Below are 26,425 nucleotides of genomic sequence, written 5' to 3'. Positions count from 1 at the left end.
CCGATGCTCGACGGCAACGCCACCACGCCCGCCCGAAGGATCGACGGGCCGAAGACCGATCTGTCCATCCTCGCCGGCGTCCGAACCTGTTCGCCACCACACCCATTCCTGATTCGAGTGGCCGACGACCGACAATCGTCCGACGCCTATCGCGCGCTGCGGCACGTGGAATTCGTCGAGCGCCAACAACTCTTCGATCACAGCGACCACGACGACACCGACGACGACCCACGGACCGTCGTCCTTGTCGCCGCGACTCCCGATGGTGAGGTGATCGGCGGTGTGCGGCTCGCCCCGGGCACCACCGACGACATCGGCTGGTGGTCGGGCAGCAGGCTCGTCGTCGCCGACCCGGCACACGCCGCCGGGATCGGAGCCGCCCTGGTACGGGCCGCGTGCGCGTACGCCGAAACCCACGGCGTCCTACGCTTCGACGCGACCGTCCAGGACCGCTACGCACCGATGTTCCGGTCCCTCGGCTGGCTCGACCGCGGTGATGGTCCGACGATCCGGGGCCGTGATCATCGTCGGATGCAATGGCCCATCGGAACGATCCAGCGGGCGGCGGACTCCACCAAAGCGATGCTGGCCGAGATTCTCTCGCCGCTGTGGTCGCAATCAGGAGGACTGGGCGGCAACGGGTTCCGCGGCGACGACGGTGCACCGGTACCCGATTCCGACGTGATCGCCGCCTGCGACGCGATCCTCCCGGCGATGGTCGAGCGGGATCCCGAATGGGCCGGCTGGTGCTCGGTACTGGTCAACATCAACGATCTGACCGCCATGGGGGCCCGACCACTCGGCCTGCTCGACGCCGTCGGCGCGCCGACTCGATCCCACCTGACCCGCGTCGTCCGTGGGATCGCCGCGGCCGCACAGGCCTGGCGCACCCCGGTGCTCGGTGGGCACACCCAGGTGGGTGTCCACGCGTCGCTGTCGGTGACCGCACTCGGCCAGACCGAACGTCCGATCCCCGGCGGTGGCGGGCGCGTCGGGGACACCCTCTCCCTCATCACCGACCTCGGCGGCTCGTGGCGGCCGGGTTACCAAGGGCGCCAATGGGACAGCACCAGCGCACGATCCGCCGACGAACTGGCGCGGATGGCCCGGCTACCGGCCGAGGTGCGACCGGCGGCCGCCAAGGACGTCAGCATGGCCGGGATCGCGGGCACGCTCGGCATGCTGGCCGAGGCCTCCGGAACGGGTGCCGAACTCGACGTGGCGGCCGTCCCGCGGCCGGACGCGGCGCGCATGGGGGAGTGGTTGACCTGCTTCCCCGGCTACGCGATGCTCATGGCCGACCGTCGGTCCATCGAGCACACTCCCGCTCCCACCACCGCACGAGCGTGTGGACGGCTGACCTCGTCACCCGGCGTGCGGCTGCGCTGGCCCGACGGCGAGGTCACCGTGGCGGTCGGCTCCACCGTGACGGGTCTGGGAGCCGCATGACCGAGCCGACGCTGAGTAGAGTGCGATGACATGACCACGGTCACTCTGGGCGCTCTCGCAGCGCATTTCGGACGAGACGTGGAACGCGGCGTCGCCAAAGCCGTCGGGATCGTCGAAGCCGCCACCCGCGACGGTGTAGATCTCCTCGTGTTCCCGGATGCCTCGATCGGCGGGTACATCGGCGACCTCCGTCATCCAGACCCCGCCGAGTTGCCACCCACCCTCGATCCCGACGGTCCGGAACTCGCCGCGATCGCCGCGGCCGCCGGAGCCATGACCGTGTGCATCGGCTACACCGAAGCCGACGCCGGAGTGCGGTACAACACCGCGGTATGCCTGTGCGGCGACGGCATTCTCGGCACTCACCGCAAGGTGCACCAACCGGCGGGGGAGTCGGAGGCGTATGCCGCCGGCGACTCGTTCCAGGCGTTCGACACGCCCGTCGGGCGGATCGGCATGCTCATCGACTACGACAAGACCTTCCCGGAATCCGCACGCACCCTGGCACTCGACGGTGCCCGCATCATAGCGACTCTCTCGGCCTGGCCGGCCAGCGTGACCGACCGTGCCGCACGGCTTCCCGCCGATCGGCAGTCCCGTCTGTTCGACCTCTACGACTGCGCACGGGCCGCCGAGAACCAGGTGTTCGTCGTGTCGTCGAACCTCACCGGCGTCACCGGGTCGCTGCGGTTCCTCGGGCAGGCCAAGGTCGTCGGCCCCGGCGGCGACGTCCTGGCTACCACCCGATCCAAGGGCGGTCTCGCCCTGGCGCGCGTCGACGTCGACTCCGACATAGACCGGGCGCGTAGGGTTCTCGATCACCTGAACGAACTGCGACCGGACACCTACCACCGGATCGTCCAAAAGCCGGTCGGGGGAGGGTGATTCATGCGGATCGCGTTGCTCACCTACTCGACCAAGCCCCGCGGTGGGGTCGTGCACACCCTCAACCTCGCCGAAGCACTGGCCCGCGCGGGAGCCGAGGTGACCGTCTGGAGTCTCGCGCGGGGTGGGGACGAGGGATTCTTCCGTGTGGTCGAACCGTCTGTCCGCCAACGTCTTGTGCCGTTCGCAGACATACCGGACGAGACCATCACCGCCCGAATCGTACGGTCGATCGACACCCTGCGCGCTGCCTTCGATCCGACCGAGTACGACATCGTCCACGCCCAGGACTGCATCAGCGCCAACGCCGTCGGCACATGTATCCGAACCATCCATCACCTCGATCAGTTCACCACGCCGATCCTGCAGGAATGCCACGAGAAGGCCGTCGTCAACCCGTACGCACGTATCTGTGTGTCCCGTGGGGTGGCCGACGAGGTCGCCGCCGGCTGGAACCTGTCGCCGGCGGTCATCCCCAACGGCGTCGACCATCGCCGCTTCGCGAACGCGGCCGACGACACCGAGCCTGCCATGGCAGCCCGTCGACGGTGGCGCCGCGAACTCGGCCACTACGTCCTGGCCATCGGTGGGATCGAACCCCGCAAAGGCAGCATCGATCTGCTGGAGGCGTACGCGCTACTGCGCGCCGAGGCACCGGATCTGGCACTGGTCTTCGCCGGCGGGGAGACCCTGTTCGACTATCGCGACTACCGCGCCGAATTCGACCGGCGACGCACCGAGCTCGGCATCGACCCCATTGTGCTCGGGCCCGTCGCCGACGACGATCTGCCGTCGCTGGTCGCCGGGTGTGACGTCTTCGCATTCCCCTCCACCAAGGAGGGATTTGGTCTCGCCGCGATGGAAGCACTCGCGGCCGGACGCCCCGTGGTGGCCCGCGAACTGCCGATCCTGCGCGAAGTCTTCGGTGACACCGTCACCTACGCCGACGATCCCGCCGGGTTGGCGGCCGCCATACTCGCCGCCCGAATCCCCGACGACCGGTGCCGTCGTCGCGGCGATGCATTGGCGCGCAGCCTCACCTGGGATTCGGCAGCACAGGCCCACCTCGACTTCTACGCCGACCACCCCTACCCGGGGTCACGCTGACGGCGTCCGGCGACATCATCGGCCGGACACCCGGTTGGGCCGACACCGCATATTCGCGCGTGCACGAACCGTCCTCCGGGTAGGTTCGAGGAACGAGCACACGTCCGGCTGCGATAGGAACACCTCGTGCCGATCATGCGGACCGCGGGTGCCACCGTCGGATGGTGCCGGATCTCGTCGACACCGATGACGGCTCGCACATGACGATCGAACAGTTCGCCCGAGGCCCGGTGTGGGCCGCTGCGGCCGCCCAGGCCGTCGTGCTGAGCGTGAGTTCAGTCGGCTACGACTATCACCGCGACGAGCTCTACTATCGGATGCTCCACCCGGCCTGGGGCTACGTCGACCAGCCCCCGCTGACTCCCGCGATCGCGCGGATGACCGTGCACCTGGCCGACGCGGAATGGGCGATGCGGATACCCGCGACACTCGCGTCGGCGCTGTCGGTGGTCGTTCTGGCGATGATCACCTGGCGGCTCGGTGGCAATCGAACCGCCCAGAGCCTGTCCGCCTGGGGTTACGCCACCGCGATGATGCCACTGATGCTCGGGCACGTCCTGTTCACCTCGACGATCGATCTGCTCCTGCTCCTGCTGGTGGTCTACGCCCTGCTCGTCGCCGTGCAGGGGAGCAACCGCTGGTGGGCGGCCGCTGGTCTGATCGCGGGCATCACCACCTACAACCGGTGGTTGGTGGTGATCGTGGTCGCCGGTCTGATCTTCGGGCTGCTCCTGCTGGGTCCGCGGCGTGCGTTCCGGACACCGTGGCCCTACCTCTGGGGAGTCGTCGCGGTATCGTGGGTTTGCCGAACCTGCTCTACCGAGCGATGAACGGGTGGCCGCAGCTCGAGATGGGTTCGGCACTCGGGGCGAGCAACGCGGCGTCGGTGCGCAGCGGCTTCGCGCTGATGCTGCTCGTGATGCTGGGGCCGCCGCTGGTGGCGGTGTGGGGCACCGGCGTCGTCTGGCTGCTGCGCGCCGACCGGCGCAACATCGACGGCGGCTGGTCGTCGGCTTCGTCGTGCTGCTGGGTTTCACCTTCGTCGGTGGTGCTCAACCGCACTATCCGGTGCACCTGATGTCGGTGATGTACGCGGCCGGATGCGTACCCGTCGCCGCCTGGATCGCTGGCCATCAATGGCGAAAGCGACTGTTGCTCAGCGTCATAGCCGTGAATGCGGTGGTGTCGATGGTGCTGGCGCTACCTGTCATCCCGGTATCCGTGGTCGGCCGCACGCCGGTGGTGCAAGCCGGACCGATGGTTGCCGACCAGATCGGCTGGACCCAGTATGTGGCACAGATCGCGCGGATCTACGACGACCTACCCACACCGCGGCCGCCGATCCTGGCCTCCAACTATGGGGAGGCCGGAGCGCTGGCCCGTTACGGCCCGGCGTATGGCCTGCCGGCCCCGTACTCGGGTCACAACGCCCTCTATGACCAGCGCCGGCTCCCGGACAATACCGACGCGGTGCTCATCGTCGGAGACCAATTCGACCGGGTTGCGCACCTTTTCGCGTCGTGCGTGGTCCTCACCACCCTCGACAACGGGCTCGGTGTCGACAACGAGGAGCAAGGCGTTCCTGTCGCACTCTGTGAACGTCCGCACGACCCGACGGGCTTGTGGGCGGAGCTTCGGCACCTGGGATGACGTTTGGCCGGGTAGGGGAAGTTCGACGACGCGAGATCCCGAGAAAGCAACGCTCCTCGCACTTCAGAGAACGTCGGGCACATCCTCCGACATCCCCCGCTGCGCAAGCTCGTTCGCGTCCGCCCACCCCACTATGTCGCCGCGGCTGATCGCGACGGCGAGCAGGTCGGGGAAGGCGTCGGGGGTGCACGCGAAGGCCGGAACGCCGAGAGCTCCCAGAGCGCCGGCGATCTCGCGGTCGAAGGCGGGTGCTCCCTCGTCGGACAGCGCGAGCAGCACGATGACGGCGACACCACTGTCGCGCATGGCGATGATCCGCTTGAGCATCTCGTCGCGGATGCCACCCTCGTAGAGATCCGAGATCAGGACGAAGATGCTGTCGTTGGGCCGCGTGATCAGTTCCTGGCAGTAGGCGATTGCCCGGTTGATGTCGGTGCCGCCGCCGAGGGTGGTGCCGAAGAGGACGTCGACGGGATCGTCGAGCTTGTCGGTGAGGTCCACCACCTCGGTGTCGAAGACCACCAAGGAAGTACGGACCGAGCGCATCGTCGCGATGACCGACCCGAAGATCGACGCGTACACAATGGAATTGGCCATCGAACCGGACTGGTCGATGGCCAGGACGATGTCTTTGCTGACCACCTGGGACCGTCGGCCGTAGCCGACGAGCCGCTCGGGCACGATGGTGCGCTGCTCGGGCAGATAGTGGCGCAGGTTGCGAGCGATGGTGGTGCTCCAGTCGATGTCATGCAGTCGCGGGCGGGTGGTCCGCGCGGCCCGGTCGAGCGCGGCACCCACTGCGCTGCGGGTGCGTTCGGCGATGCGCCGCTCGACCTCGTCGACGACGGTCCGCACCAGCGCACGCGCCGACGCCTTCGACTTCTCCGGGATCGCCCTACCGAGCGCCATCAACGTGGTGACCATGTCGATGTTCGGCTCGACGTGCTCGATCAGCTCCGGCTCGGCGAGCAACGCGTGCAGATTGAGACGCTCGATGGCGTCGGTCTGCATCACCTGAACGACCGTGGCCGGAAAAAACTTTCGGATGTCACCGAGCCACCTGGCCACCGACGGCGCCGACTTGCCGAGCCCGCCTCGCCGGTCGCCGGAGCTGTTGTACAGGGCGCCGAGCGCGCCGTCCATGTCGAAGTCGTCGCCGCCGAGCGCGGGCAACTCCTCGGCAGCCGCGTCGCCGAGAATCAGGCGCCAGCGCCGCATGCGCTCTGGCTCGTCTGTCATGGCAACCCCAAAATGCCGGCGACGACGGCGACCGCCGGTGCGGCCAGCTCGGCGTCGAATACGGTTGTGGCAGAACGTTTCGACGGCTGATCCAGCCCGGCGACGCGGCTGCCGATGTTGCGCCGGATCGACGCGTCGAAGGTTCCGAAAGTGCGGCGCACCAACGGCAGCACATCGGTGAAATCCCGCTCCGGGAGTCCCACCAGCCAGTCGTCGAGGATCGCGAGGAGGTCACGATCGTGGATCAACAACAACCCGCCGTCACCCAAGAACCCCTCGATCCATTGGGCTTTCGCCGTCGGGCTGGCGCCGGCGGACAGTGCGCGGCCGAGCCGGACCGCGGCCTGGCCACCATCGATCTCACCTCCGTCGAGCAGCAGCCGGGTGGCGCGTCCGACGAGTAGACCGTTGACGTCGGAGCGTCCGGCGATGGTGTGCAGCACCGCGATCCAGCGCGCCTGGTCATTGTCGGTGAGCAGGGCGATCGTGGCATGCACCGCGTTGAGGCGTTTCGTGAGATCGGCCGCGGCATCGTCATTGAGATTGGTGACCGCCGACGGTAACCCGCTGCACACCCGGATCAGCAGCGTCGACGCGACGTCGCCCAGCGCACCGACATCGGTACCGCGCACGTCCCCGTAGCGTCGGGCACGCCCCAACGCGGGCAGCGCCGACATCAGGGCCGCCACGTCGTGGTCGATCGCGGCACGGTCGGCAAGTAAGTGCAGCACCAGCGGTAGGGCGTCGCGAAGGTCGGCGAGCAATGCGTCCTCCAGCGCGCCGGTGACGTCAGCCAACGACGACCCGGCGGTGGCCCGGTCGATGACCTTGGCGCTCGCCGCGGCGAGCAGCGTGGTGCCCCACACCGAAGCCATCACGACATCGACGACGAACTCGGGTCGCCACACCAGGGTCCAGCCCTCTTTGAAGGTTCCGGTTCCGGCGGTCTCGCGTGGCGTGCCCCACTCGATCCCCAGCACTCTCATCCGGTGCAGCACCAGCGATTTGGAACGATCAACCGGCTTGCGCAGGTCGACGTCGATCTCTTTGATCGTCGGCACCATCTTAAGTCGTGCCGAACGCGCCGCGGCGGTCAGATCGGCCTGCAACGGCACCACGGGTGCGTCCTCGGGTACCGCGCCGAGGCGTTCGCCGATGACCGCCTCGCGGTACATCATGTCGGCCAGGGCCGAATCGCCCTGACACATCACTGCCAGCGTCGCCTCGTTGATCTCGGCGAGCCCGGCGAGCGGCCGCCGCCGCAGTGTGGCCAGGGTTTCGGCGAGCCGGGCGGCCTCGATGATGTGCGCCGACGAGATGTCGATGTCCTTGGCGCGCAACAGCATGGCCTCGTGAATCAGCCACCGGACGATGATGTCGGATTCGGTGGTGAACAGATGGTGAAACCAGCCCGGCGAGATCACGCCCGCGCCGTAACCGGAGGCCGACGCGAGGCGCGAGTGGGTCCACGGCACCCAGGCCAGCCGGGTGCGGAGCTTCGGTGTGCCCCGCAGGATCGCGGTATCCGTGCTCGCCGGCGGGAGCTTGCCACTGAGCGCCGGCGCATGCCAGGCACCGCAGACCACCACCACCCGCTCGACACCGGGGAGTTTCAAGGTTCTGCGGAGCACCTGACGCATATGTGCTTCCCGGCGCGCGTCGTGCTCGACCTCCGACGACGATCCCGCGGCATCCGGGGCGTCGGCACGCAGTGCTGCCATGGCTTCGGTGATCGCCTCGAATCCGGCTCCCTCGCCGCGGGTTTCGACAATGTCGTCCCACCAGCGCTCCGGATCGTCGTATCCGGCGGCGGCTGCGAGCAGCGCAATCGGGTCGCCGCGGACGGTGTGTGCCGAATCGTCACCGCGTGGAGGGTCGTCGGGTGCCGGCGTGGGCGTTGACCGGTGCGCCAAGGTCATCGTCGACGGCAGATCGCAGAACTGGACGGGCACCGACGCGGCGACCGCCCACCGCATCGCCTGCCACTCCGGTGAGAACTCGGCGAACGGCCAGAAGGCCGCGACACCCGGATCGTCGGCGGCGTAGGCGAGCAACGCCACGGGTGGGGACAGATCGGGGTCGGCCACCGTCGCGATGAGGTCGGATGCGTCTGCGGGACCTTCGATGAGCACGGCGTCGGGACGGATGCGATCGAGTTCGGCGATGACCCCGCGCGCCGACCCGGGCCCGTGGTGGCGGATGCCGAGCACATAGACCCCTGTTGGAAGTGTCTGCGGTGCCGGTATTTCGACGGTCGAGGTCATCGTAGTGCGCCACGGGCGGCGCGGTAGAAGTCCGCCCAGTCCGCACGTTCGCGGATGACGCCTTCGAGGTATTCGGTCCAGATCGCGGTGTCTGCGGCGGGGTCCTTGATCACGGCGCCGTGGATGCCGGCTGCCACGTCACTCGGTCGTAGTACCCCGTCGCCGAAGTGCACCGACATCGCCAGACCATGCGTGATCACCGAGATCGCTTCGGCGGTGGACAGGGTTCCGCTGGGTTGCTTCACCTTGGCCCGTCCGTCTTCGGTGACGCCGGAACGCATTTCGCGGAACACGGTGACGACGCGCCGGATCTCCTCGGTGGCCGACGGCAGGTCGGGAAGTTCGAGGCTTTTACCGAGCGCCGCGACGCGTTGGGTCACGATCGCCACCTCCTCGTCGGCGGTCGCCGGCAGCGGAAGGACGACGGTGTTGAAGCGCCGTCGCAACGCCGACGACAGCTCGTTGACGCCGCGGTCCCGGTCGTTGGCGGTCGCGATCACGCTGAACCCCTTGGCGGCCTGCACCTCGATCCCGAGTTCGGGTACGGGCAGGGTCTTTTCGCTGAGCACCGTGATCAGCGCATCCTGAACGTCGGACGGGATGCGGGTCAGCTCCTCGAGCCGGGCTATCTTGCCCTGCTCCATGGCCGTCATGATGGGCGACGGCACGAGCGCCTCCCGGCTCGGTCCCTCGGCGATGAGGCGGGCATAGTTCCAGCCGTATCGGATGGCCTCCTCCGGTGTGCCCGCGGTGCCCTGCACGAGCAGCGTGGACGTCCCGCTGATCGCGGCGGACAGGTGCTCCGACACCCACGTTTTCGCCGTGCCGGGTACTCCCAGCAGGAGCAGTGCGCGGTCGGTGGCGAGTGTCGCGACCGCCACCTCCATGAGGCGCCGCGGCCCGATGTACTTGGGCGAGATGGTGGTTCCGTCGTCGAGTTCACCGCCGAGGAGATAGGTGACGACGGCCGACGGAGAGAGCATCCAGTTCGTCGGCCGGGTGGCGTGATCCTGCGCGCGCAGCGCGGCGAGCTCATCGGCATACAGCTGTTCGGCGTGCGGTCGCAGTAGATCGTCGGTCTGGTGGTTCTCGGTCACTGCAACTCCTTGGTGAGGACGGATCGGACGCGGAGGGCCTCGCTGACCACGGCCAGCTGGGCGTGCCCGGTGACGGCGGTGGCTGACAGCTGGGCGACGGCCTCCTGCCACCGGTCGGTAGCGGGCAGGCCGACGGCGAGCGCGTCGAGAAGTCGCGCGGCCGCCGGGGCGGAATAGGTGTTCTCGCGCAGCAACCGGGCAACGGCAGCAAAGGTATGCCGGGCAATCGGCTCAGGCCACGGCGCGTCAATGAGCGCGAGCAACGCCGGCAGCTTCTCCGCCGGCAGGTCGGGGTAGACAGACACCAGCCGGGCGGTCGACGCTGCCCGCGCAACATCGGGGAGGGCCTCCCGATGTCCGACCAGGGCGTCGGCCCACCGCTGATCGCGGTGGAGAACTGCTGCGCGGCACAGACTCTCGACCACGACACCGTCCTCGGGGCCGATGGCGTCGACGATGGTGGTGGGGTCGGCGCCCAACTGGGCTTCCCAGCGGCTGGGTGGGATGCGCGACAGCAGTTGCGCGAGGACCCACACCCGCAGCCCGGTCCCCCTCGGTGGTTTCACGGTGATGCCGTCGCGTCGCAGATCGTCGTCGGGTTCGGCCGGCAGCGTGACATGTAGCTTCTTGCGCAGGCGTCCACGCATCTCGAGGTGCGGCGAGGCGGCCGCGAAAAGGCGTTGTTGCAAACCGGATTCGGGAATGATGTCGAGTATGCGCGCCGCGGTGGCCCGTACCGCGCCGCGTCGGTCATCGAGCGCTCGTTCAAGGAAATCCTCGTCGGCGACGGACGCGCCCTGCGTCAGCGTGTCGAGGAGGGCTTCGCGGTCGGGTCCGCTTTCCGACGCCCAACCTGCGGCGAGCAGTTCGGCACCGGCGATGGGGTCACGTCCGCGGAGGGCGCGCAGGTACGCGGTCCGTTCCGATAACGCCCCGTGGGTCCAGACCGTGGGATCCTCTCGGGTAGTGGTCCCCACCTCCTCCCGCGGCAGGACGGCTCCGAGGTCCGGTGCATATTCGGCCAGCCAGTACCCGGCCGGTCCGGCGATCCGCTCGATCTTCGGCCGGATCGCCACATTGTGAGCGGTCCGGCGCAACAGGTCCGGAAGTAGCCGCATCGGTGGACGGAATCGGCTGTGCGACAACAGGTCCACACACCAGTTGGCTACCGCGGGTGACAGGGTGAATGCTCGGCCGACGTGCGCGGACGCGAGTTCGGACATCAGGGGCCGTGGGTCGGCGGGAACCGGTGGCAGCGGTTGTGCCGTGAGGTCGGGGACGGGTCCGCTGGCCTGCGTGGCCACCGCGGTGAGGGCGGCGATCTGCAGGACCCGGATCGACGGGTCGGTATCGACAACTCTCGTGACATGCTGGGCGACAACCGCATCCAGGTTCTCTGCGTCCACGGCGCGGGTACGTGCTCCGACCAGCGCCGCGGACACCACCTCTTCCCAGGTACTCACAGGCCCACCACCTGCCCGTCGAGCTGGATGGCGAACGGATCGAGCCCGTGTACGCCGAAGTCGCCGACGACGCCGATGCGCTGCCCACCACTGAGGGCGAGGAGCATCGCCCAGCGCGCGTCGACATCGAGGAGTTCGACCGCCGCCCCCGCGTCGTCGACCAGGGCAGCCCTGCCCGTGGCGGTCCGCGCGAGCCATCCACCGATCAGAACCGGGTGAACCGACAGCCAGGGATCGGTAGCGACCGCGTCGGCCAACCGGCGCCGCGCGTCGGCAACAGTCGCGAACGGCAGTGATGGCACCTCGACCAAGGTGGCGGGTTGCTCGTCGGGCAGGCACCGCAAGTCGGGGTTTCCGGGATAAAAGTGCATGGCGGTCCGCAGCGCCGACCCGATCACCGGGTAGGTGGGCAGCACTGCGCCGGTGGGAGCGTAGTCGAGGATCAGGCCGAACCGCCCGGATTCGACGCCGAAGACGTAGGTACGTCGTGCCTGCAGGCGGTCTTCCTCGGTGGTGCGCGACCCGACAAACGCCCAGGTGTCGGTGACCCCCGGTGTCGCCAGGACATCGGCGCGCGACGTCTGATAGCCGACGTGGCGTCGCACCGTGTGCTGCAGAGGTTCCGGGAGTTGATCGAGACGCTGGTGGGCGACGGTCAACGACCACAGCCGCCCGAACTCCGCCAGAAGGCGGTCCGGCCAGTCGGCACCGTCACCGGTCACGATCAGCTCCGGCAGACGCCGGACGCGGCGCGCGAGACCGGGCGCCTGGGCGTCGACGAGCCGTGCGGCGACGGTGTCGAATCGGCGGTACGCGTCGGCCTCGGCGCCGGCGAGGCCGTTGGCCACCTGATCGGTGAGCCACAGCTGCAGTTCCTCGACGCCCGCGCGCACCCGGTCGGCGCGCTGAGCAGCGGTTTTTGCTGCCTGCGCCGGGTCCTTCGGCGGTGCCGACGCCTTGGGTGTGACCGTTCGCGCTGCGCGGCCGGCGAGCCACTCCGCGGCGTCGTCGGGTGGTTCGGTTGCCTCCGGGACCGAACCCTCACTCCACAGCAGGAGCAGGCCGATCGCATGCTTGCACGGAAACTTGCGGGACGGGCAGGAGCATTTGTACGCGGGCGCCGTGAGATCGACGACGGTCCGGTAGGGAGTTCTGCCGCTGCCCGCGCACAGACCCCACACCGCGCCCAGACGGTGGCCGGTGGCTGTCCACGGCGTCGGGGTGGCGAGTTTCTGACCGGCCCGGACCGACGCGGCGTCGGGCGCCAGCATCAGCACCTGGTCGACCGTCCATCGCTCCCCCATGGCGACCAATCAATCACACGCCTCGGACATTGGCCAGACACACCAAATCTCGGTCACCTCGACTGCGTGCCACATGCGATTCCGTTGTAGCCCGGTGACCCGCTCCCCACCGTGTGAGGTTGCACGCGGATCCGAGGGCATGGCGACATCATGCCCTCACTTATCAAACAATTGAGGGTATGAGTGAGTCATACCGTCAGATCCCGGCCGTCGTGACAGCCTCGGCAACGTCGGCATCCTCCGTCGACCGCGGCAGGATGAGCCACGCCGCAACACTTCCCACGAGCAGGAACACGGCTCCGACGGCCAGTCCGAGTTGGTAGCCGTCGCGCGGCAACGTGGCGTGCGCGGCGATGGTGACGAGTACGGCGAGCCCGAATGTGCCGCCGAGCTGGCGTGAACTGTTGAGCACGCCCGACGCCGCGCCGGCATCGCGGGCGTCGACTCCGGCGGTCCCGGCCACGCCGAGAAGCACCATCGAACCGCCGATGCCGGTCGCGGTGATGGCCGACGGCAGGAGGATACCGAGCCAGAAGTCGAAATCGGCTGGCATGCGGGCGAATACGGCCAGACCGAGGGCGCCGAGCACACCGAGGCCGGCGATGGTGTTGCGCGGGCCGAAGCGCGCCACGAGCTTCCCGGACACCGCGATACCCACGACCACGAAGCCGCAGAACGGCAGGAACAGCACCCCGGCGATCGCCGGCTCCACATCCCAGACGGTCTGCACGTACAACGAGCAGAAGTAGAACGCGGCCAGTTGTCCGGCAGCGAGCATGAACCCGAAGACGTTGGCGCCCAGAATACTTCGGGGGGCGGGCAACCGGGGCGGCATCAGTGGGTGCGGGGCCCTGCGCTCGGTAGGCACGAACCAGGCACACAGAACCGTTGCCGCGGCCAGGGCGATCAGCGTGCGCGCCGACGTCCATCCGTGGATGTCGGTGGAGGTCACCGCGAAGACCAGCGCGGTGACCGATGCGGTGATCAGCACTCCGCCGAGAACGTCGAGCCGGCTTCGATCATGCTCGTCGTGCCCGGCCACGCCACGCCATGTCGCGGCCAGGCCGACGACGATGATCGGCACGTTCACGAACATCACCGCGCGCCAATCCCACCATTGGGTGAGCAGGCCGCTGGCGACCACGCCCACGGCGCCTCCCGCGGCACCGGCAGCCGCCCAGAGTCCCATTGCCTTCTTGCGTCGAGTGTCGTCGGAGATGGTGACCAGGGCCAATGCGGCGGGTGCGAGGAGGGCGGCCGCGACGCCCTGCACCGCACGGGCGGCGACCAGGACCCACGGGACGGCGGCGAGACCGCCGACGACGCTCGCCGCCGCGAACACGATCAGCCCCACCACGATCACCCGGCGTCGTCCGAACCAGTCGCCCCGCCGGCCGCCGAGGAGCATGAATCCGGCGAAGCACAGCAGGTAGGCGTTGACCACCCATTGCAGTCCGGTCGCCGTGAAGCCGAGATCGTCGGCCATGGCCGGCAACGCGATGTTGACCAGTGACATGTCGACTGCGACGAGGAACTGCAACACGAAGACCGCCACGAACAGCGAGACCGCCCGGGTGGGTCGCGATGAGGTGAGAACCATGGGACCTCCGAAAGAGCAGCCGGCCAGGGATGTCGTACGCGTACGACAATGCCGCCGACGCCGTCCCTGGATCGCCAGACGATCGTCGACGCCGCGATTCGGATTCTGGCGACCGACGGCCCCGACGGCCTCAGCATGCGCCGGCTGGCTGCCGACCTCGACACCAAACCGATGACGCTCTACCACTACGTGCCCAACAAGTCGGCGCTGTTGTCGATGGCGCTGTCCGACGTTGCCGCGAGCATCCCGTGGACCCCGCCGACCGGCACCCCTACCCAGCGCATGGCCGGGATCGTGATGGACATGTACGAGCGGCTCGGCGAACTGCCCTGGGTGGTGTCCATCCTCACGACCGGGACCAACGTCGGCGTACCGGCTCTCACCCTCGCCGAGCAATTCCTCGACGCCACAAGCGAACTCGGCCTCGACGACCAACGCTCACTGGACTTGTGGCGGGCTTGCTGGTACCTGGTCCAGTCCGAACTCGGCTGGCAGGAAACCCTGGCGCGACGAAAACCCGGCGAGACGTCGTGGCATGAGCGGTTGACCCCCGACGACCTGATCGGCCTTCCCCGGGTCGCGGGCCTGCTCGGGTCGTGGCCCAACCTCTCGCGCGCCTTCGACCTGCGCGAGGCGGTGCAGGCGCAGATCGAAGGAGTGCTGGCGATGGCGGGCATCTCGGAACGTTGATGCGCGGTCGGAGGCGCAAGTCCGCTCCAAGCCGGCCACAAGAACGCGCTGCCACGGTGACACTGGATCAACCACCACCGAGACAGGAGCGCGGGCATGGGATTGTTCGACATCTTCACCGGAACCAAACGACCCACGGGTGACATCGAGCCGCGCAGCGCCGCCGAGGTGCGGGCGGCCCTGCTGGCAGTCAACCGCGAGACCGCGCCCTTCGTGATCCGTGACGCCGCCGATCAGGGCGTCGACCTGATAGCGGAATGGCGCATCGTCGACGCCCGCTGGTATGAGATCTTCGCGAAAGCCGGTCTGAGCAAAACGTTCCAGATTCTGATGCGTCTGGACCCCGAGGCGCACGAGGTGCGGGCGGTGGACCGGGAATGGGAAGTGCGATGGCGTGCCGGGGTGCCCGAATTGTCCGTCGCGGCATCGGGATTTCGCGGCCAGAAGGTCGGGGTCGAGTTCGGCACCGCATACGCGTTCACCGAGCAGCTCGACTACGGCCAGGTATACAACTATCGGTTCGCCACCAAGGAACTCAAGGAGCCCATCACACAGGTGGTCACCGGCAACGGATGGACCTACCGCGGGGTGGCCTTCGGGAAGCTGTGATCCTCCACCCACGAGTGGAACCGCCTCCGCCTACAGTCGGTGCGGCGCATCCGTCTCATGGGCGATGACCGCAGCCGCAAATCGGCTTATCGTGGAGGCCGTGTGGGTGATCCGGAGAGTCAGGGGATGGTGACGTCGTGACCGCGTTGAATCTGTTGTCGCCGCACATACGCACGTCGCCGGCGCGGTGGCACACCCGGCCCGACGACGCGGCGTCGGGGATCGTCGGAGCCGACGACACCGCCGGCCCGGTCCCGACCCAGATCGTCTCCGCATCCCCCGCCCGGCTGCGCCCACGAACGCTGCGGACGTCGCTGCAGTTCGCGCTGCGGCAGGGTGACGTCCTCTTCGCCGACGCCGCCGAACACGGTGACGTACTGAGCTACTCATTCCCGGGCGGACCGGAACTGCTTGCGGTGCTGTGTAATCCGGCACACATCAAGTCGATCATGACCGCCGACCCGGCGATCGCGCCGTCGGCGACCAAACAGTCCCCGCTGCGGCCGATCCTCGGACCGAACTCGGTGCTCACCTCGACCGGTCCACGTCACCGGCGGCAGCGCACTCTGCTCATGCCCCGGTTCCACGGGCGATCGGTTGTCGCGTATCGCTCCAGCATCGAGAACGCCACCGCCACCCGGATCGACACCTGGCCCGTCGGAGAACAGATCCGGCTGGTCGATCTGGCACAGCAGATCACTCTCGACGTCATCATGGCAGCGGTGTTCGGACTCCCGGACGGCGGGCCGACCACGAATGCCGAAGCGGCCCTGCGGACATCGATGACGCGGCTCCTGAAGTTGTCCACCCACCCCGTCGCCACCATCGCCCAGCTGACCAACAGCTTCAGTGAAGAACCCGTGGGCATCACCAAGGTGGTGCTGCGGCCGGTCGACAAGGCGATCGCCGCCGTGCTGGCCGAGCGTCGCGCCGAATTTGCCGCGACGCAACGCGACGACATCGCTGCGCTGTTGCTGGCGGCCGTCGACGAAGACGGTCATCCGTTGTCCGACGGGGAGATTCGCGACGAGCTGATGACTCTGGTACTCGCCGGGCACGAGACCACCGCGAACACTGTGGCCTGGACCTTCGAGCGCCTCACCCGGACACCATCGGCATATCACGATGCGCGTGATGCCGCCGCGGCCGACGAGGACGACTACCTCGACGCTCTCCTCAACGAATCGATGCGCTCTCGGCCGGTGGTGCCGCTGGTGGTGCGAGAACTGAAGCAGGCCTGGCAGTTCGGTGCCCACCGGGTGAACGAGGGCACCATCGCAGCGGTCAGCATCCTGCTCCTGCATCACCGCGACGACCTCTACGAGCGCCCCTTCGCCTTCGAGCCGCAACGCTTCCTCGGGGTGCGGCCCGCCCCGCACACACTCATGCCCTTCGGCGGCGGCAACCGTCGCTGCCTCGGTGCGACCCTGGCGATGTCCGAACTGGAGATCGTGGTCACCGAGATCTTGCGGCGGGTCGATCTGGCTCCGGCCGAACAACCCGCCGAACGCCCGCGCCATCGCAATGTGACCATGATCCCGCGTGAGGGTGGCCTGGTGCGCGCCACCGCCATCCGCTGACCAACCACCGAATGCGTCGTCCCGGTGCCCTGCGGTGTGCCATGGTGGAGCGGGGGCCGCGAACGGAGGATGGCGATGCAGCCGAATCAACCCGTCACCCTTGACCTGCCGGACCATGTGGTTGCCGACGACGTGGTTGCCGACGAGTCGTTGAGGGCCCCGGCCGAAGACTTCGCCACCGCACTCGGTGGCGCGGGTGAGTGGGAGATCCTCGAGACCGTCGGCCTGCGCACGGTGGACCGTGGTGGCACGACGGTTCGGGCCGCTGCCGTCGCCGATCCGCGGGTTCGCGTGGAGGTGGCCGCTGATCAGGGTGCCGTCCTGCTGGTGACCGACGACCAGGGAGTCCTGCGGTGGGTGTCCGGACAGCATGACCCGGATGCCGCGTCGATGACCTTCGAGATCGCCGGCGCGCGGCTACCCGGTGCACCACACACCGCGGGTGTGCTCGAACGTGGCTGGACGTCTGTGCGGGTCAACGTGATCCGCTTCATTGCCGACAAGTTGGTGCACGGCGCGATGGTCATCCAGGAGGGTTTCATCCATCCCGGCCTGGTGACGGTGCCGGCCACGGGTGAGGACTGGCCTCGATTCACCGGGACCATCACACCCAGCCACGCGGGTCGGCCGGCGACGCTGCTCCTGCTTGTCCACGGAATCTTCGCGACCACCGGGTTCAGCTTCAAGCAGCTCCCCACCACGGATTGGGGGCAGGCCTTCCTCGCTGCCGCACACGAGAAATACGATGCGGTGCTGGGATACGACCATCGGACGCTGAGCGTCGACCCGACAACCAATGCGCAGGAACTCAACAAGGCATTGCTCGCGGCGTCGAGCGGACCGCTCGTCGTCGACGTGATCGCCCACAGCCGCGGAAGCCTGGTCACCCGGAGTCTCGCCGAGCACGTTCTGACGTCCACCGACCCGATCACCGTCCGAAACGTCGCGATGGCGGGCGGACCAAACGCGGGCACCGGTATGGCCGAGGCCCACAATTGGGAGAGATTCATCAACCTGATGACCAACCTCGTCGCCGCCTATGCGGCCGAGTTCGGCCTCACTCTGCCCGAGCCGTTGCGACTACTCGCCGAACTCGTGAAAGCCGTTGTCGGCGAGGGAACCACCAAGATTCCCGGCCTCGCGGCCATGGACCCCGACAGTGAGTATCTGCACGCCCTGAACCGGCCCGACACCGACCTCACGGCACGCTATCTCGCCGTGGCAAGTGATTTCGAACCGCAGGACGCCGAACCGCAGCCGGCCGGTTGGAAGGGTCTGGTGCTCGCCGCCGCGGACTTCGGGGCAGACGAGATCCTCACCGTCGCCAACGATCTCGCCGTCGCGGTGACGTCGATGTCCCGTATCAACGACAATCCGTTGCCGGGCGAGGACGTGTTGCTGCTACCGAAAAGCCTTGGCGTCGACCATCTCGCCTACTTCACCCACCCCAAGATCACCGACTGGATCGCGCAGCGGTTTGACGACGAGTAGTCAGCGGCGGATGAGGGTGGCGAGAACTGCGTTACGAACAGTGGCCTCGACGGTGGCATCGTCACTGCTGTCGAGTTTGCCGTCGAGATGCAGGAACGCCAGACCGTGGACGAGGGCCCACGACGCCAGCGCCAACGGTTCGGGTGTGTCGCTCGGCAATACGCGGGCGACGATGCTGCCGAGGTAGTCGTGGATCGCGGCGACCGCCGCCACCCGATCCGGGCTCGTCGGATCGCAGCCCTCGGCGAACATCACCCGGAACAGGCCGGGTCGCCGCAGAGCGAATTCTACGTAGGCGTACGCGATGGTGGCCAGATCGTCGACGGTCTGTGGCTCAGGACAGGCGGCCGCCAGATCCCGGGCGAGGTCTGTGTAGCCGACGGCGGCCACTGCGGACAGCAGTGCCGTGCGGTCGGGGAAGTGCCGATACGGAGCCGCGGTGGACACCCCGGCCCGGCGTGCCGCCGCGCGTAGCGACAGCTCGGCGCGCCCGTTCTCCTCGAGCAGTTCGATGGCCGCCTGCACCAGTGCCGACGGCAGGTCGCCGTGGTGATACGAGGTTTCGGTAGCCACGGATGAGATCCTATCCGCGTCGCACGCGGTGCATGCTCACAGTAGGTCGGCGACATTCGCCGCGGTCTCCTTGGCCGAGAACGGGTTCTGCCCGGTGACCAGGTTGCCGTCGACCACGGCGTAGGAGACGAACGGGAGTTTCGCCTTCTCGTAGATGGCGCCCCGCTTGCGCATCTCCTCCTCGGCGTTGTACGGAACCAGCTTGTTCACTCGTGCGAGAACCTCCTCGGCCCAGGCGAATCCGGTGACCCGACGACCGGCGACGAGATATGAGCCGTCGGAAAGTGTGGTGTTGAGTAGTCCGCAGTAGCCGTGGCACACCGATGCGACGATGCCGCCGCGCTCCCAGATCTCCCGCGTGATCCGTTGCAGGCCTGGGCAGTCGGGGAAGTCGTACATGACGGCGTGACCGCCGGTGAAGTAGACGGCGTCGAAGTCGGCCGAGTCGATCGCCTCGGGGGCGGCGGTGTGCTCCAGCAGGTCCATGCGGTCCGGGTCGGCGTGCCAGGACTTCGCGGACTTGTCGTAGGTGGGAAAGCGCACGGACTTCGGCTCCAGCGGCGACCGCCCGCCCTGCGGGCTGACGAGGACCTGCTCGAACCCCCGCTCGGCGAAAACGTCCCACGCGTGGGTGAGCTCGGACAGCCAGAGCCCGGTGGGGTGCGACGGATCGTCGTAGTGGCCGACGTTGGTCACGACAGTGAGGACGCGTGGCGCCATGAGTGCCTCCCAAATATGTGTACGGCGCTTACATTAGACGGTCTGCGAGCCGCCGTCAAATGTATCAGCGCAGGTGATTGCCGGTGTTGACGCCGTTAACATCGACGTCCATCTTGATGTGAACGTTGCTCACATCGACAATCAGGGAGTGCAGCCATGACAGATTCCGCGTTACCCGCCGACACCGTCGACGTCGACCTGGGCGGGCGGACCGTCCCAGTTCCCCGGGGTGGTTGGTTCGATCGGTACCGGATGGCGGCGCCGCTCGACGAGGTGGCCGCCGACCCGCGCGTACCCGGCGTCGACTTCTTTCGCACACTGCCCAAGACGGTGGTGCAGTCGCCGATCGGCGAGACCCGCACGCCGAACTTCTACTACGCGATGTCCTCGGCGAGACTCACGATGGTCGCGCCGACCCGGGCGATTCGTCGGCATGTGCCGGATGATCTCGTGCTCTTCCGATACGACGTGTGCGACATCGACTTCTACACCGAGGCGGCCGTCGGGATTGCGGTCCGGCCGGCACGCCACGGTGGCGCGGGAGTGGCCGATCTCGCCGCCGCACTCGGCAACGATCATCTTCACGCGTACGTGCTGTCGCTTCCGGTGAACACCGAGATCGCGCAGGTGCGCGGGCACGACGGCTACGGCTTTCCCAAGTGGGTCACCGACCTCGACGTCGACATCGACGCGGACCGAATCTCGGCGCGGATTGCCAACGCGGACGGTGGGATTGACGTCGCGTTCTCGGCGCCGACTCCGACCCAGAAACGCTTCGCGGGCGGCGAGCACGTGTCCACCCTCACCTCCTATACCCGTCGCGACGGGGCGTGGCATTCCACGTTGAACCAGACCAACATCCTCGCTGCCGGGACGTCGTCGCTGCCGCGTGGGCACCGGCTCACGATCGGGTCCGGACGGATGGCCGACGACCTGCGGGCGTTGAAACCGTTCCGCGCCATCCGGTTCGACGTCAACACCTCTGCGCAGGCCGCGCTGCACATGCCGGTACCGTACTCGGTCCGCTGAACCTCAGGAGAACGATCATGATCACTACCCCGACCACCATGCGCGCCATCATCCTCGACGACGAGAAGCGCCTCGTCCTCGAGGATGTGCCCACCCCGACCCCCGCTCGCGGTGAGGTCCTCGTCCGCGTGGCCGCGGCGGGCATCAACCGTGCGGATCTGCTTCAGCGCCAAGGTCTCTACCCACCGCCGCCCGGTATCACCGACATCATGGGGATGGAAGTCTCCGGCATCGTCGTCGCACTCGGACCCGGTGTTTACGGCCCCGTCGTGGGCACCGAGGTGTGTGCCCTCATCGCCGGTGGCGGTTATGCGGACTACGCCGTGGTCCCGGCGGCCCAATTGCTGCCGGTGCCGGCGGGAGTCTCCCTCGTCGACGCGGCCGCCCTGCCGGAGGTTGCGAGCACCGTCTGGTCCACGATCGTCGCCGACGCCGGACTCCGCGAGGGCGAACTGTTGCTGGTCCACGGTGGCGGCAGCGGCATCGGGACCCACGCGATTCAGGTCGCCAAGGCGCTGGGCGCCCGGGTGGCGGTGACGGTCGGGTCGGAAGGCAAGGCGCAACGCTGCCGCGACCTGGGGGCCGACACCGTGATCAACTACCGTGAACAGGATTTCGCCGTCGAGCTGGCAGGTCAGGCCGACGTGATCCTGGACATCATGGGGGCAGCTACCTCGCGCGCAACATCGACGCCCTCGCCGTCGGCGGCCGGCTGGTGATCATCGGGATGCAGGGCGGCTTCACCGGTGAGGTGAACGTGGGCGCGCTCATCGGCAAGCGTGCCCGGATCATCGGACTCAACGTCCGTAACCGTCCGCTCACCGGTCCCGGCTCGAAGGCGGAGATCGTCGCCGACGTCGCCGCGAACGAATGGCCGCTGGTGGCAGGCGGACTCATCGCCCCGGTGATCTCCGCGAAGCTCCCCCTCGCCGACGCCGAGAAGGGCCAGGAACTGCTGGAATCGTCGTCGTCGGTGGGGAAAGTGCTTCTGCTGCCCGGTGATTGATGCAGGAGACCGCAGTCAGGTGGTAAGACTCACCACCACCAGCAACAGCACGCAGGTGACGATGACGGCGACGGCCGGCCACAGCGGACCTTCGTCGTGATGACCGGGCCCGGCATTCCGGATGTCGTCGGGTCGCCAAGGAGGTGGAGGCGGAAAGGTTGAAGCATGCACTGCGCGAGAGCTTTCGAGGGGAAGGCGGGGGTGTCACGGGCGTCTCAGGGCAGCCGACTGAACACGTGGATCTCGAGTGCAAACGACACGAACGCGAACACCGCTGCCCAGAAGACTGCCGTCGTCGACGACCCGGCGAGAACGAGAAGGCAGGTCGCTGCAAAAGCCGCGGTCGCGATCAGGGCGGCCAGGAAGCCGTCCAATGGGCTCCATTGCCATCCGCCCGGCAAGAAGTTGCCCCGGACCCGCCCGTAGCGTGCGGGTCGTCGCGCCCAATCGCGGCTCGGATCGGGTTGTGCGCCGCGGGCCCGGAGGACGTGAGCGACGTCGGCGACTTCGAACGGGGGATGCAGCACGGTGGCCATCACGCCACCTCCGCTGCCGCGTCAGGGCTGGGGCGTCGAACCGATTCGCGGGCGCCGGCGGTCTCGGTTGGTGGCGCCATGACCGTGGTCCACCAAGAGTGCAGAGGGGAGGGATCGGGCCATACGACGATGGGCTCGACGAGATCGGCTTCGCGCGCAGTCATGGTGTCCTCCTTGTCTTTCCGGTTCTCTGCGCCTACCTCTATCGGACGCCAACACTATTAGCACTCTTTGTGACAGAGTGCTAGCGAAGGTCGCGAAGCGGTGCTATTTTGGTTGGTGTACAGCGTGTGCTGCTCGTCAACGGGTGGCGAGCAGCCTGATGTTCAGGAGGTGAGTAGCTGTGCTTCGTTTTGATCCGTTCAGTGATGTGGATGCGCTTGCTCGTGGATTGATGACCGGCTCCCTGGCTGGTACCGCGCGCACCCCCCGGTTCATGCCGCTGGATCTGTACAAGGTGGACGATCACTACATGCTGGTGGCCGATCTCCCGGGCGCCGACGCGGGTTCCATCGACGTCGCCGTCGACAATGGAGTGCTGACTCTCTCGGCTCAGCGCAGTGCGCCCTCGGATGACGGCGTGCAGTGGCTGACGAGTGAGCGATTCTCCGGCACATATCGACGCCAGCTGTCGCTCGGTGACGGGATCGACGCGTCGCGGATCACCGCTAATTACGACAATGGTGTTCTGACACTGACGATCCCGCTCGCGGAGAAGGCCAAGCCGCGCCGGATCACGGTCGAGGCGACCGGGTCACCGCAAGCCATCACCACCGGATCGGACTGACGTCCGGCCGAGTTGGCACAGTAAGGAGGTTCGCATGAAATCACCTGACACACCAACCTTTTCGGCTGTTGACGAGGGTGATTGGGTCGAACAGTCCATACCTGTCGACGACACCGCCGCCGGCATTGACGAATACCCCTACACCCGACGAGACGACGACCAGGACGAATCGGGCGGTGAGCATCCGCATCCGCCGTAGGCCGGGTGCGGTGTTCTCGGTGGTCGACGACGAGACCCTCACGATTCTCGAGTCTGAGATCGCCGACGATGTCGATGCGTGCTGGCGCGCTGCGGAAGCCTGGCTGGGTGCCCAGATCGACCGAATGTTCAGCGAGGGCGCCGAACACTATCTGCGCCCGCGGACGACGGTGCGGGTGGCCACCGGGACGATGCGGACCTCTCATCCGCCGGTAGCAGGAAGGGACAGTCCGCCGCAGGCGTACCTTCCCGCATCGCGCGGTGGTCGCCAGCGGGGCCCGCCCAGCCGGATTGTGGTGAGGGACAACGATAGTGAAGAAGCGAGGAGGTGGTAGCGGATAGTTGGCGAAGACCAGCAGAGGCTCGATCCGAGCGACCCCTGGCAGCGTGACGCCTTGAACCGAGACGCCCGAAACCGAACACGGCCCGCAGCCGGCGGCGACTCCGACCGCTGACCTGGCGGGGCATCACGTCACGACGACGCATTCGCCGGGCAGGTGGGCTGCGCAGGGGAGCTCGAATCGACGTACACATCAGACACGACAACCGGTGGCAGGTCATCCGCGGGGTGGCCTGCCACTGCCGTCGTATCGGTCAGATAAGGCCGAGCGCGAGCATGGCGTCGGCGACATGCGTGAACGCCGCGATGTTGGCGCCGAGGACGTAGTCGCCGGGTAGGCCGTACTCATCGGCGGTCGCCAGGCAGGTGTCGTGGATGGTCCGCATGATCTCGCCGAGTCGTTCCTCGGTGTGCTCGAAGGTCCAGAAATCGCGAGAAGCGTTCTGCTGCATCTCCAAAGCGCTCGTGGCCACGCCGCCGGCATTGGCCGCCTTGCCCGGCGCGAACTTGACTCCGGCACCGGTGAGGATGCGGATGGCCTCGGGGGTGGTGGGCATGTTGGCGCCTTCGGCGACCACCTGTACTCCAGCCGCGACCAGAGACCGGGCGTCGGCGGCATTGAGTTCGTTCTGGGTTGCGCAGGGCAGTGCAATATCGGTCGGTACGCTCCAGATCGAACCGGTGGTCGCCAGTTTCGCGCTCGCGCCACGAGCTTGCGCATAGTCCGCGATCCGTCCGCGCCGGCCGTTCTTCACATGCTTGAGCAGATCGAGGTCGATGCCCGCTTCGTCGACCACGTAACCACTGGAATCCGAGCACGCGATGACGCGTCCGCCGAGCTGGTGCACCTTCTCGATGGCGTAGATGGCGACGTTGCCCGACCCGGACACCACCGCGGTCTTCCCCTCCAACGACCCGCCGTTCGCGGCCAGCATTTCCTGGACGAAGAACACCACGCCGTAACCAGTCGCCTCGGTCCGCACCTGCGAGCCGCCCCAGGTGAGTCCCTTACCGGTCAACACCCCGGACTCGTAGCGATTGGTGATCCGCTTGTACTGCCCGAACAGGTAGCCGATCTCGCGGCCGCCGACTCCGGTGTCCCCGGCGGGGACGTCGGTGTACTCGCCGATGTGCCGATAGAGCTCGGTCATGAACGACTGGCAAAACCGCATGATCTCGCCGTCGGAGCGGCCCTTGGGATCGAAGTCCGAACCGCCCTTACCGCCGCCGATCGGTAGACCGGTCAGCGCATTCTTGAAGATCTGCTCGAAGCCGAGGAACTTCACGACGCCCAGGTAGACGCTGGGATGGAAACGCAGTCCGCCCTTGAACGGGCCGAGTGCGGAGTTGAACTCGACGCGGAAACCGCGGTTGATCTGCGGGCGACCGGCGTCGTCGGACCAGGGAACCCGGAAGATGATCTGACGTTCGGGTTCGCACAGGCGGGTGAGGACGCCCTCGTCGGCGTAATGCGGATGCTTGGCCAGCACGGGACCGAGACTGTCGAATACCTCGCGGACGGCCTGGTGGAACTCCGCCTCACCCGGATTGCGAGCCACCACCTGCTCGTAGACATCGATGATCTTCTCGTCGAGGTTTCCCACGGTCGCGTCTCTCCTCATCGCCTGCCGGCACAAATGTGACGCAGATCCAGGTGGATCTCGCCTCCGGCAGCCTATCGAGCGACAGAATCGTGAGAACGGGGTGGGCGAGCGAACGCTCACTTGCCGCCGACGCCGACCTCATTGCCATCGGGATCGTTGAACACGAATTTGCGCACGCCGTTGTCGTAGGTTTCCTGCGACACAGGCGTGACCCCACGCTTCTGCGCCGCAGCCATGAAGTCGTCGAGCTCCTCGACGAACAGCGTCACCAGCCCGTGGCCTGCGTGATCCGGCGACACGATCACGTAGATGTGGCCGTGTTCGATCACCGTCCACACACGTTCGACGTCGTTCGGATCAAAGGATTCGACCGTGCCGAGCAGTTGTTCGAACCAGGTGATCGCGCGTGGCAGATCGGTCACCGGGATACCTGCGAAAAGATCCATTGTCATCGCCTCCTCTGGGTACAGACCAGGCCGCGTGCTCGAACTCATCTGTGTTCGCCGCACCTGTTCCTCGGCCAGCGTGACCGATGCTGCGCACCCGGCACCACCGTGCTCGATGGACATCTCCGATCCCTGCGGTGTGTGTCGGGTTTGGCCCACAGCGCATGCGCTTCTGCCCCGCCACCGGTGGCTGGTGGCGGGGTGAGTGCTGACGGTGGGGCGGGGTCAGGGTCCGGCGCGGAGGCGGTCGTCGTTGTCGAGGTTGATGCGGCGGATGGTCCAGCAGCCGGCGATCATCCGGCGGATACGACGACTGTCGGGGGTGTCCCGTACGTCCCGGATCAGCGGGGCGGTCGTCGCGGCCCGGGATTGTTGGTGGTGTTCGCGTTGGACACGAATGGTTTTGAGGTAGGCCACGATCTGCGGGCCGATGTCATTGACCCGATTGATCCGCGCCTCATTCGACGCCATCCCGTCCTCGGTGTTCAACCGCCACGCCGTCCGACCGGCATCCGGCCCGTCGGTGAGGACGCTGGTGGTGTACTGGCCGGGTTTCGGGCCGACCATCCGGTTGTGCGGCCCGCACGCGGTGGTCAGGGTGTCGATACTTGGATCGAGTAGCCACGTGCGAGCTTGCGAGCCCGAGGCGTATCGAGATTTCGGTGGTGCCACCATCAGCCCAATCCTTCGCCGCGTGGTGGATTTCGCTGTTTTGAACCGTCCTGGGTCTGGTGGAGACCGTGATCTCACCAAGAGAA

The 26,425-nt window shown here is 67.4% G+C and carries 26 protein-coding genes and 1 pseudogene; 14 read left to right on the top strand and 13 right to left on the bottom strand.

Annotated features, from left to right (window positions below; translation table 11 throughout):
• The first annotated feature begins 3 nt into the window (after positions 1-3).
• The 6 genes from GBRO_RS23265 (at position 4) to GBRO_RS23240 (ending at position 5,091) form a co-directional block, all read left to right on the top strand.
• Positions 4-1,449: an MSMEG_0567/sll0787 family protein gene (locus GBRO_RS23265; RefSeq protein ID WP_012836290.1), complete on the top strand. Its 1,446-nt coding sequence runs from the start codon at positions 4-6 to the stop codon at positions 1,447-1,449.
• A 30-nt stretch (positions 1,450-1,479) separates the two neighbouring features.
• Complete coding sequence (locus tag GBRO_RS23260; protein WP_012836289.1) at positions 1,480-2,334, top strand: carbon-nitrogen hydrolase family protein; 855 nt, start codon at positions 1,480-1,482, stop codon at positions 2,332-2,334.
• Between the two features lie 3 nt (positions 2,335-2,337).
• Positions 2,338-3,441, top strand: coding sequence for an MSMEG_0565 family glycosyltransferase (locus GBRO_RS23255; protein ID WP_012836288.1), 1,104 nt, complete (start codon positions 2,338-2,340; stop codon positions 3,439-3,441).
• Positions 3,442-3,602: 161 nt separating this feature from the next.
• Positions 3,603-4,271, top strand: coding sequence for a glycosyltransferase family 39 protein (locus tag GBRO_RS23250; protein ID WP_041920063.1), 669 nt, complete (start codon positions 3,603-3,605; stop codon positions 4,269-4,271).
• Positions 4,238-4,519: a hypothetical protein gene (locus GBRO_RS23245; RefSeq protein WP_147290681.1), complete on the top strand. Its 282-nt coding sequence runs from the start codon at positions 4,238-4,240 to the stop codon at positions 4,517-4,519. The genes GBRO_RS23250 and GBRO_RS23245 overlap by 34 nt, the downstream gene beginning before the upstream one ends.
• Complete coding sequence (locus GBRO_RS23240) at positions 4,519-5,091, top strand: hypothetical protein (RefSeq protein ID WP_147290680.1); 573 nt, start codon at positions 4,519-4,521, stop codon at positions 5,089-5,091. Before GBRO_RS23245 ends, GBRO_RS23240 begins: the two co-directional genes overlap by 1 nt.
• 63 nt (positions 5,092-5,154) lie before the next feature.
• On the opposite strand, the gene GBRO_RS23235 is transcribed toward GBRO_RS23240, so the two are convergent.
• From GBRO_RS23235 to GBRO_RS23210, 6 genes are all read right to left on the bottom strand, one after another.
• Positions 5,155-6,330 (bottom strand): VWA domain-containing protein, encoded by a 1,176-nt coding sequence (locus GBRO_RS23235; RefSeq protein WP_012836287.1) that lies wholly within the window; start codon positions 6,328-6,330, stop codon positions 5,155-5,157.
• Positions 6,327-8,594, bottom strand: a complete 2,268-nt coding sequence (locus tag GBRO_RS23230; protein ID WP_012836286.1) for a DUF5682 family protein — start codon at positions 8,592-8,594, stop codon at positions 6,327-6,329. Before GBRO_RS23230 ends, GBRO_RS23235 begins: the two co-directional genes overlap by 4 nt.
• Entirely contained in the window at positions 8,591-9,691 is a 1,101-nt protein-coding gene (locus GBRO_RS23225) for an ATP-binding protein (RefSeq protein WP_012836285.1), read from the bottom strand. The genes GBRO_RS23230 and GBRO_RS23225 overlap by 4 nt, the downstream gene beginning before the upstream one ends.
• Complete coding sequence (locus GBRO_RS23220; protein ID WP_012836284.1) at positions 9,688-11,154, bottom strand: DUF5691 domain-containing protein; 1,467 nt, start codon at positions 11,152-11,154, stop codon at positions 9,688-9,690. The genes GBRO_RS23225 and GBRO_RS23220 overlap by 4 nt, the downstream gene beginning before the upstream one ends.
• Complete coding sequence (locus tag GBRO_RS23215) at positions 11,151-12,458, bottom strand: SWIM zinc finger family protein (protein WP_012836283.1); 1,308 nt, start codon at positions 12,456-12,458, stop codon at positions 11,151-11,153. The genes GBRO_RS23220 and GBRO_RS23215 overlap by 4 nt, the downstream gene beginning before the upstream one ends.
• Positions 12,459-12,654: 196 nt before the next feature.
• Complete coding sequence (locus GBRO_RS23210; RefSeq protein ID WP_012836282.1) at positions 12,655-14,058, bottom strand: MFS transporter; 1,404 nt, start codon at positions 14,056-14,058, stop codon at positions 12,655-12,657.
• Between the two features lie 48 nt (positions 14,059-14,106).
• On the opposite strand from GBRO_RS23210, the gene GBRO_RS23205 reads away from it, so the two are divergent.
• The 4 genes from GBRO_RS23205 (at position 14,107) to GBRO_RS23190 (ending at position 18,428) form a co-directional block, all read left to right on the top strand.
• Complete coding sequence (locus GBRO_RS23205) at positions 14,107-14,748, top strand: TetR/AcrR family transcriptional regulator (RefSeq protein ID WP_012836281.1); 642 nt, start codon at positions 14,107-14,109, stop codon at positions 14,746-14,748.
• Positions 14,749-14,844: 96 nt separating this feature from the next.
• Positions 14,845-15,357, top strand: a complete 513-nt coding sequence (locus GBRO_RS23200) for a hypothetical protein (RefSeq protein WP_012836280.1) — start codon at positions 14,845-14,847, stop codon at positions 15,355-15,357.
• A gap of 137 nt (positions 15,358-15,494) precedes the next feature.
• Entirely contained in the window at positions 15,495-16,937 is a 1,443-nt protein-coding gene (locus tag GBRO_RS23195) for a cytochrome P450 (RefSeq protein ID WP_012836279.1), read from the top strand.
• Between the two features lie 75 nt (positions 16,938-17,012).
• A complete protein-coding gene (locus GBRO_RS23190) occupies positions 17,013-18,428 on the top strand; it encodes a DUF7379 domain-containing protein (RefSeq protein WP_012836278.1) in 1,416 nt (471 codons plus the stop codon).
• On the opposite strand, the gene GBRO_RS23185 is transcribed toward GBRO_RS23190, so the two are convergent.
• Both GBRO_RS23185 and GBRO_RS23180 read right to left on the bottom strand, forming a co-directional pair.
• Entirely contained in the window at positions 18,429-19,001 is a 573-nt protein-coding gene (locus GBRO_RS23185; protein ID WP_012836277.1) for a TetR/AcrR family transcriptional regulator, read from the bottom strand.
• A gap of 36 nt (positions 19,002-19,037) precedes the next feature.
• Positions 19,038-19,721, bottom strand: coding sequence for a type 1 glutamine amidotransferase domain-containing protein (locus GBRO_RS23180; protein WP_012836276.1), 684 nt, complete (start codon positions 19,719-19,721; stop codon positions 19,038-19,040).
• 156 nt (positions 19,722-19,877) lie between these two features.
• On the opposite strand from GBRO_RS23180, the gene GBRO_RS23175 reads away from it, so the two are divergent.
• Together GBRO_RS23175 and GBRO_RS23170 are read left to right on the top strand one after the other, a co-directional pair.
• Positions 19,878-20,750 carry an acetoacetate decarboxylase family protein gene (locus tag GBRO_RS23175; protein ID WP_012836275.1) on the top strand — a complete coding sequence of 291 codons (873 nt, stop codon included), beginning with the start codon at positions 19,878-19,880 and terminating at the stop codon, positions 20,748-20,750.
• 38 nt (positions 20,751-20,788) lie between these two features.
• Positions 20,789-21,756, top strand: a pseudogene (locus tag GBRO_RS23170) (NAD(P)H-quinone oxidoreductase).
• Between the two features lie 215 nt (positions 21,757-21,971).
• Here GBRO_RS23170 and GBRO_RS23165 read toward each other — a convergent pair.
• Positions 21,972-22,292, bottom strand: a complete 321-nt coding sequence (locus GBRO_RS23165) for a hypothetical protein (RefSeq protein ID WP_012836274.1) — start codon at positions 22,290-22,292, stop codon at positions 21,972-21,974.
• A complete protein-coding gene (locus GBRO_RS26470) occupies positions 22,292-22,456 on the bottom strand; it encodes a hypothetical protein (RefSeq protein WP_012836273.1) in 165 nt (54 codons plus the stop codon). Before GBRO_RS26470 ends, GBRO_RS23165 begins: the two co-directional genes overlap by 1 nt.
• Before the next feature lie 179 nt (positions 22,457-22,635).
• Here GBRO_RS26470 and GBRO_RS23160 point away from each other — a divergent pair, with 179 nt between their 5' ends.
• Positions 22,636-23,079: an Hsp20/alpha crystallin family protein gene (locus GBRO_RS23160; protein WP_012836272.1), complete on the top strand. Its 444-nt coding sequence runs from the start codon at positions 22,636-22,638 to the stop codon at positions 23,077-23,079.
• 34 nt (positions 23,080-23,113) lie between these two features.
• Entirely contained in the window at positions 23,114-23,278 is a 165-nt protein-coding gene (locus GBRO_RS26465; RefSeq protein ID WP_012836271.1) for a hypothetical protein, read from the top strand.
• 593 nt (positions 23,279-23,871) lie between these two features.
• Here GBRO_RS26465 and gdhA read toward each other — a convergent pair.
• From gdhA to GBRO_RS26570, 3 genes are all read right to left on the bottom strand, one after another.
• Complete coding sequence (gene gdhA / locus GBRO_RS23150; protein WP_012836270.1) at positions 23,872-25,221, bottom strand: NADP-specific glutamate dehydrogenase; 1,350 nt, start codon at positions 25,219-25,221, stop codon at positions 23,872-23,874.
• Between the two features lie 116 nt (positions 25,222-25,337).
• A complete protein-coding gene (locus tag GBRO_RS23145; protein ID WP_227892815.1) occupies positions 25,338-25,790 on the bottom strand; it encodes a VOC family protein in 453 nt (150 codons plus the stop codon).
• 102 nt (positions 25,791-25,892) lie between these two features.
• Positions 25,893-26,342, bottom strand: coding sequence for a hypothetical protein (locus GBRO_RS26570; protein ID WP_012836268.1), 450 nt, complete (start codon positions 26,340-26,342; stop codon positions 25,893-25,895).
• Positions 26,343-26,425 lie beyond the last annotated feature (83 nt).

Source organism: Gordonia bronchialis DSM 43247 (assembly GCF_000024785.1).
In the GTDB taxonomy this organism is placed as follows: Bacteria; Actinomycetota; Actinomycetes; order Mycobacteriales; family Mycobacteriaceae; genus Gordonia; species Gordonia bronchialis.
The sequence above is the reverse complement of the archived record's forward strand: the minus strand, read 5'-3'. Positions and strand labels throughout refer to the sequence as shown.

Excerpts from the sequence above, each read along its gene's own strand:
- GBRO_RS23210 (WP_012836282.1), bottom strand. The coding sequence starts at position 14,058 with ATGGTTCTCACCTCATCGCGACCCACCCGGGCGGTCTCGCTGTTCGTG.
- GBRO_RS23145 (WP_227892815.1), bottom strand. The coding sequence starts at position 25,790 with ATGTCCATCGAGCACGGTGGTGCCGGGTGCGCAGCATCGGTCACGCTG.
- GBRO_RS26465 (WP_012836271.1), top strand. The coding sequence starts at position 23,114 with ATGAAATCACCTGACACACCAACCTTTTCGGCTGTTGACGAGGGTGAT.
- GBRO_RS26570 (WP_012836268.1), bottom strand. The coding sequence starts at position 26,342 with ATGGTGGCACCACCGAAATCTCGATACGCCTCGGGCTCGCAAGCTCGC.
- GBRO_RS23230 (WP_012836286.1), bottom strand. The coding sequence starts at position 8,594 with ATGACCTCGACCGTCGAAATACCGGCACCGCAGACACTTCCAACAGGG.
- GBRO_RS23250 (WP_041920063.1), top strand. The coding sequence starts at position 3,603 with ATGGTGCCGGATCTCGTCGACACCGATGACGGCTCGCACATGACGATC.
- GBRO_RS23215 (WP_012836283.1), bottom strand. The coding sequence starts at position 12,458 with ATGGGGGAGCGATGGACGGTCGACCAGGTGCTGATGCTGGCGCCCGAC.
- GBRO_RS23240 (WP_147290680.1), top strand. The coding sequence starts at position 4,519 with ATGTCGGTGATGTACGCGGCCGGATGCGTACCCGTCGCCGCCTGGATC.
- GBRO_RS23175 (WP_012836275.1), top strand. The coding sequence starts at position 19,878 with ATGACAGATTCCGCGTTACCCGCCGACACCGTCGACGTCGACCTGGGC.
- GBRO_RS23235 (WP_012836287.1), bottom strand. The coding sequence starts at position 6,330 with ATGACAGACGAGCCAGAGCGCATGCGGCGCTGGCGCCTGATTCTCGGC.
- GBRO_RS23255 (WP_012836288.1), top strand. The coding sequence starts at position 2,338 with ATGCGGATCGCGTTGCTCACCTACTCGACCAAGCCCCGCGGTGGGGTC.
- GBRO_RS23205 (WP_012836281.1), top strand. The coding sequence starts at position 14,107 with ATGCCGCCGACGCCGTCCCTGGATCGCCAGACGATCGTCGACGCCGCG.
- GBRO_RS23180 (WP_012836276.1), bottom strand. The coding sequence starts at position 19,721 with ATGGCGCCACGCGTCCTCACTGTCGTGACCAACGTCGGCCACTACGAC.
- GBRO_RS23165 (WP_012836274.1), bottom strand. The coding sequence starts at position 22,292 with ATGGCCACCGTGCTGCATCCCCCGTTCGAAGTCGCCGACGTCGCTCAC.
- GBRO_RS23260 (WP_012836289.1), top strand. The coding sequence starts at position 1,480 with ATGACCACGGTCACTCTGGGCGCTCTCGCAGCGCATTTCGGACGAGAC.
- GBRO_RS26470 (WP_012836273.1), bottom strand. The coding sequence starts at position 22,456 with ATGACTGCGCGCGAAGCCGATCTCGTCGAGCCCATCGTCGTATGGCCC.
- GBRO_RS23200 (WP_012836280.1), top strand. The coding sequence starts at position 14,845 with ATGGGATTGTTCGACATCTTCACCGGAACCAAACGACCCACGGGTGAC.
- GBRO_RS23190 (WP_012836278.1), top strand. The coding sequence starts at position 17,013 with ATGCAGCCGAATCAACCCGTCACCCTTGACCTGCCGGACCATGTGGTT.
- GBRO_RS23265 (WP_012836290.1), top strand. The coding sequence starts at position 4 with ATGCTCGACGGCAACGCCACCACGCCCGCCCGAAGGATCGACGGGCCG.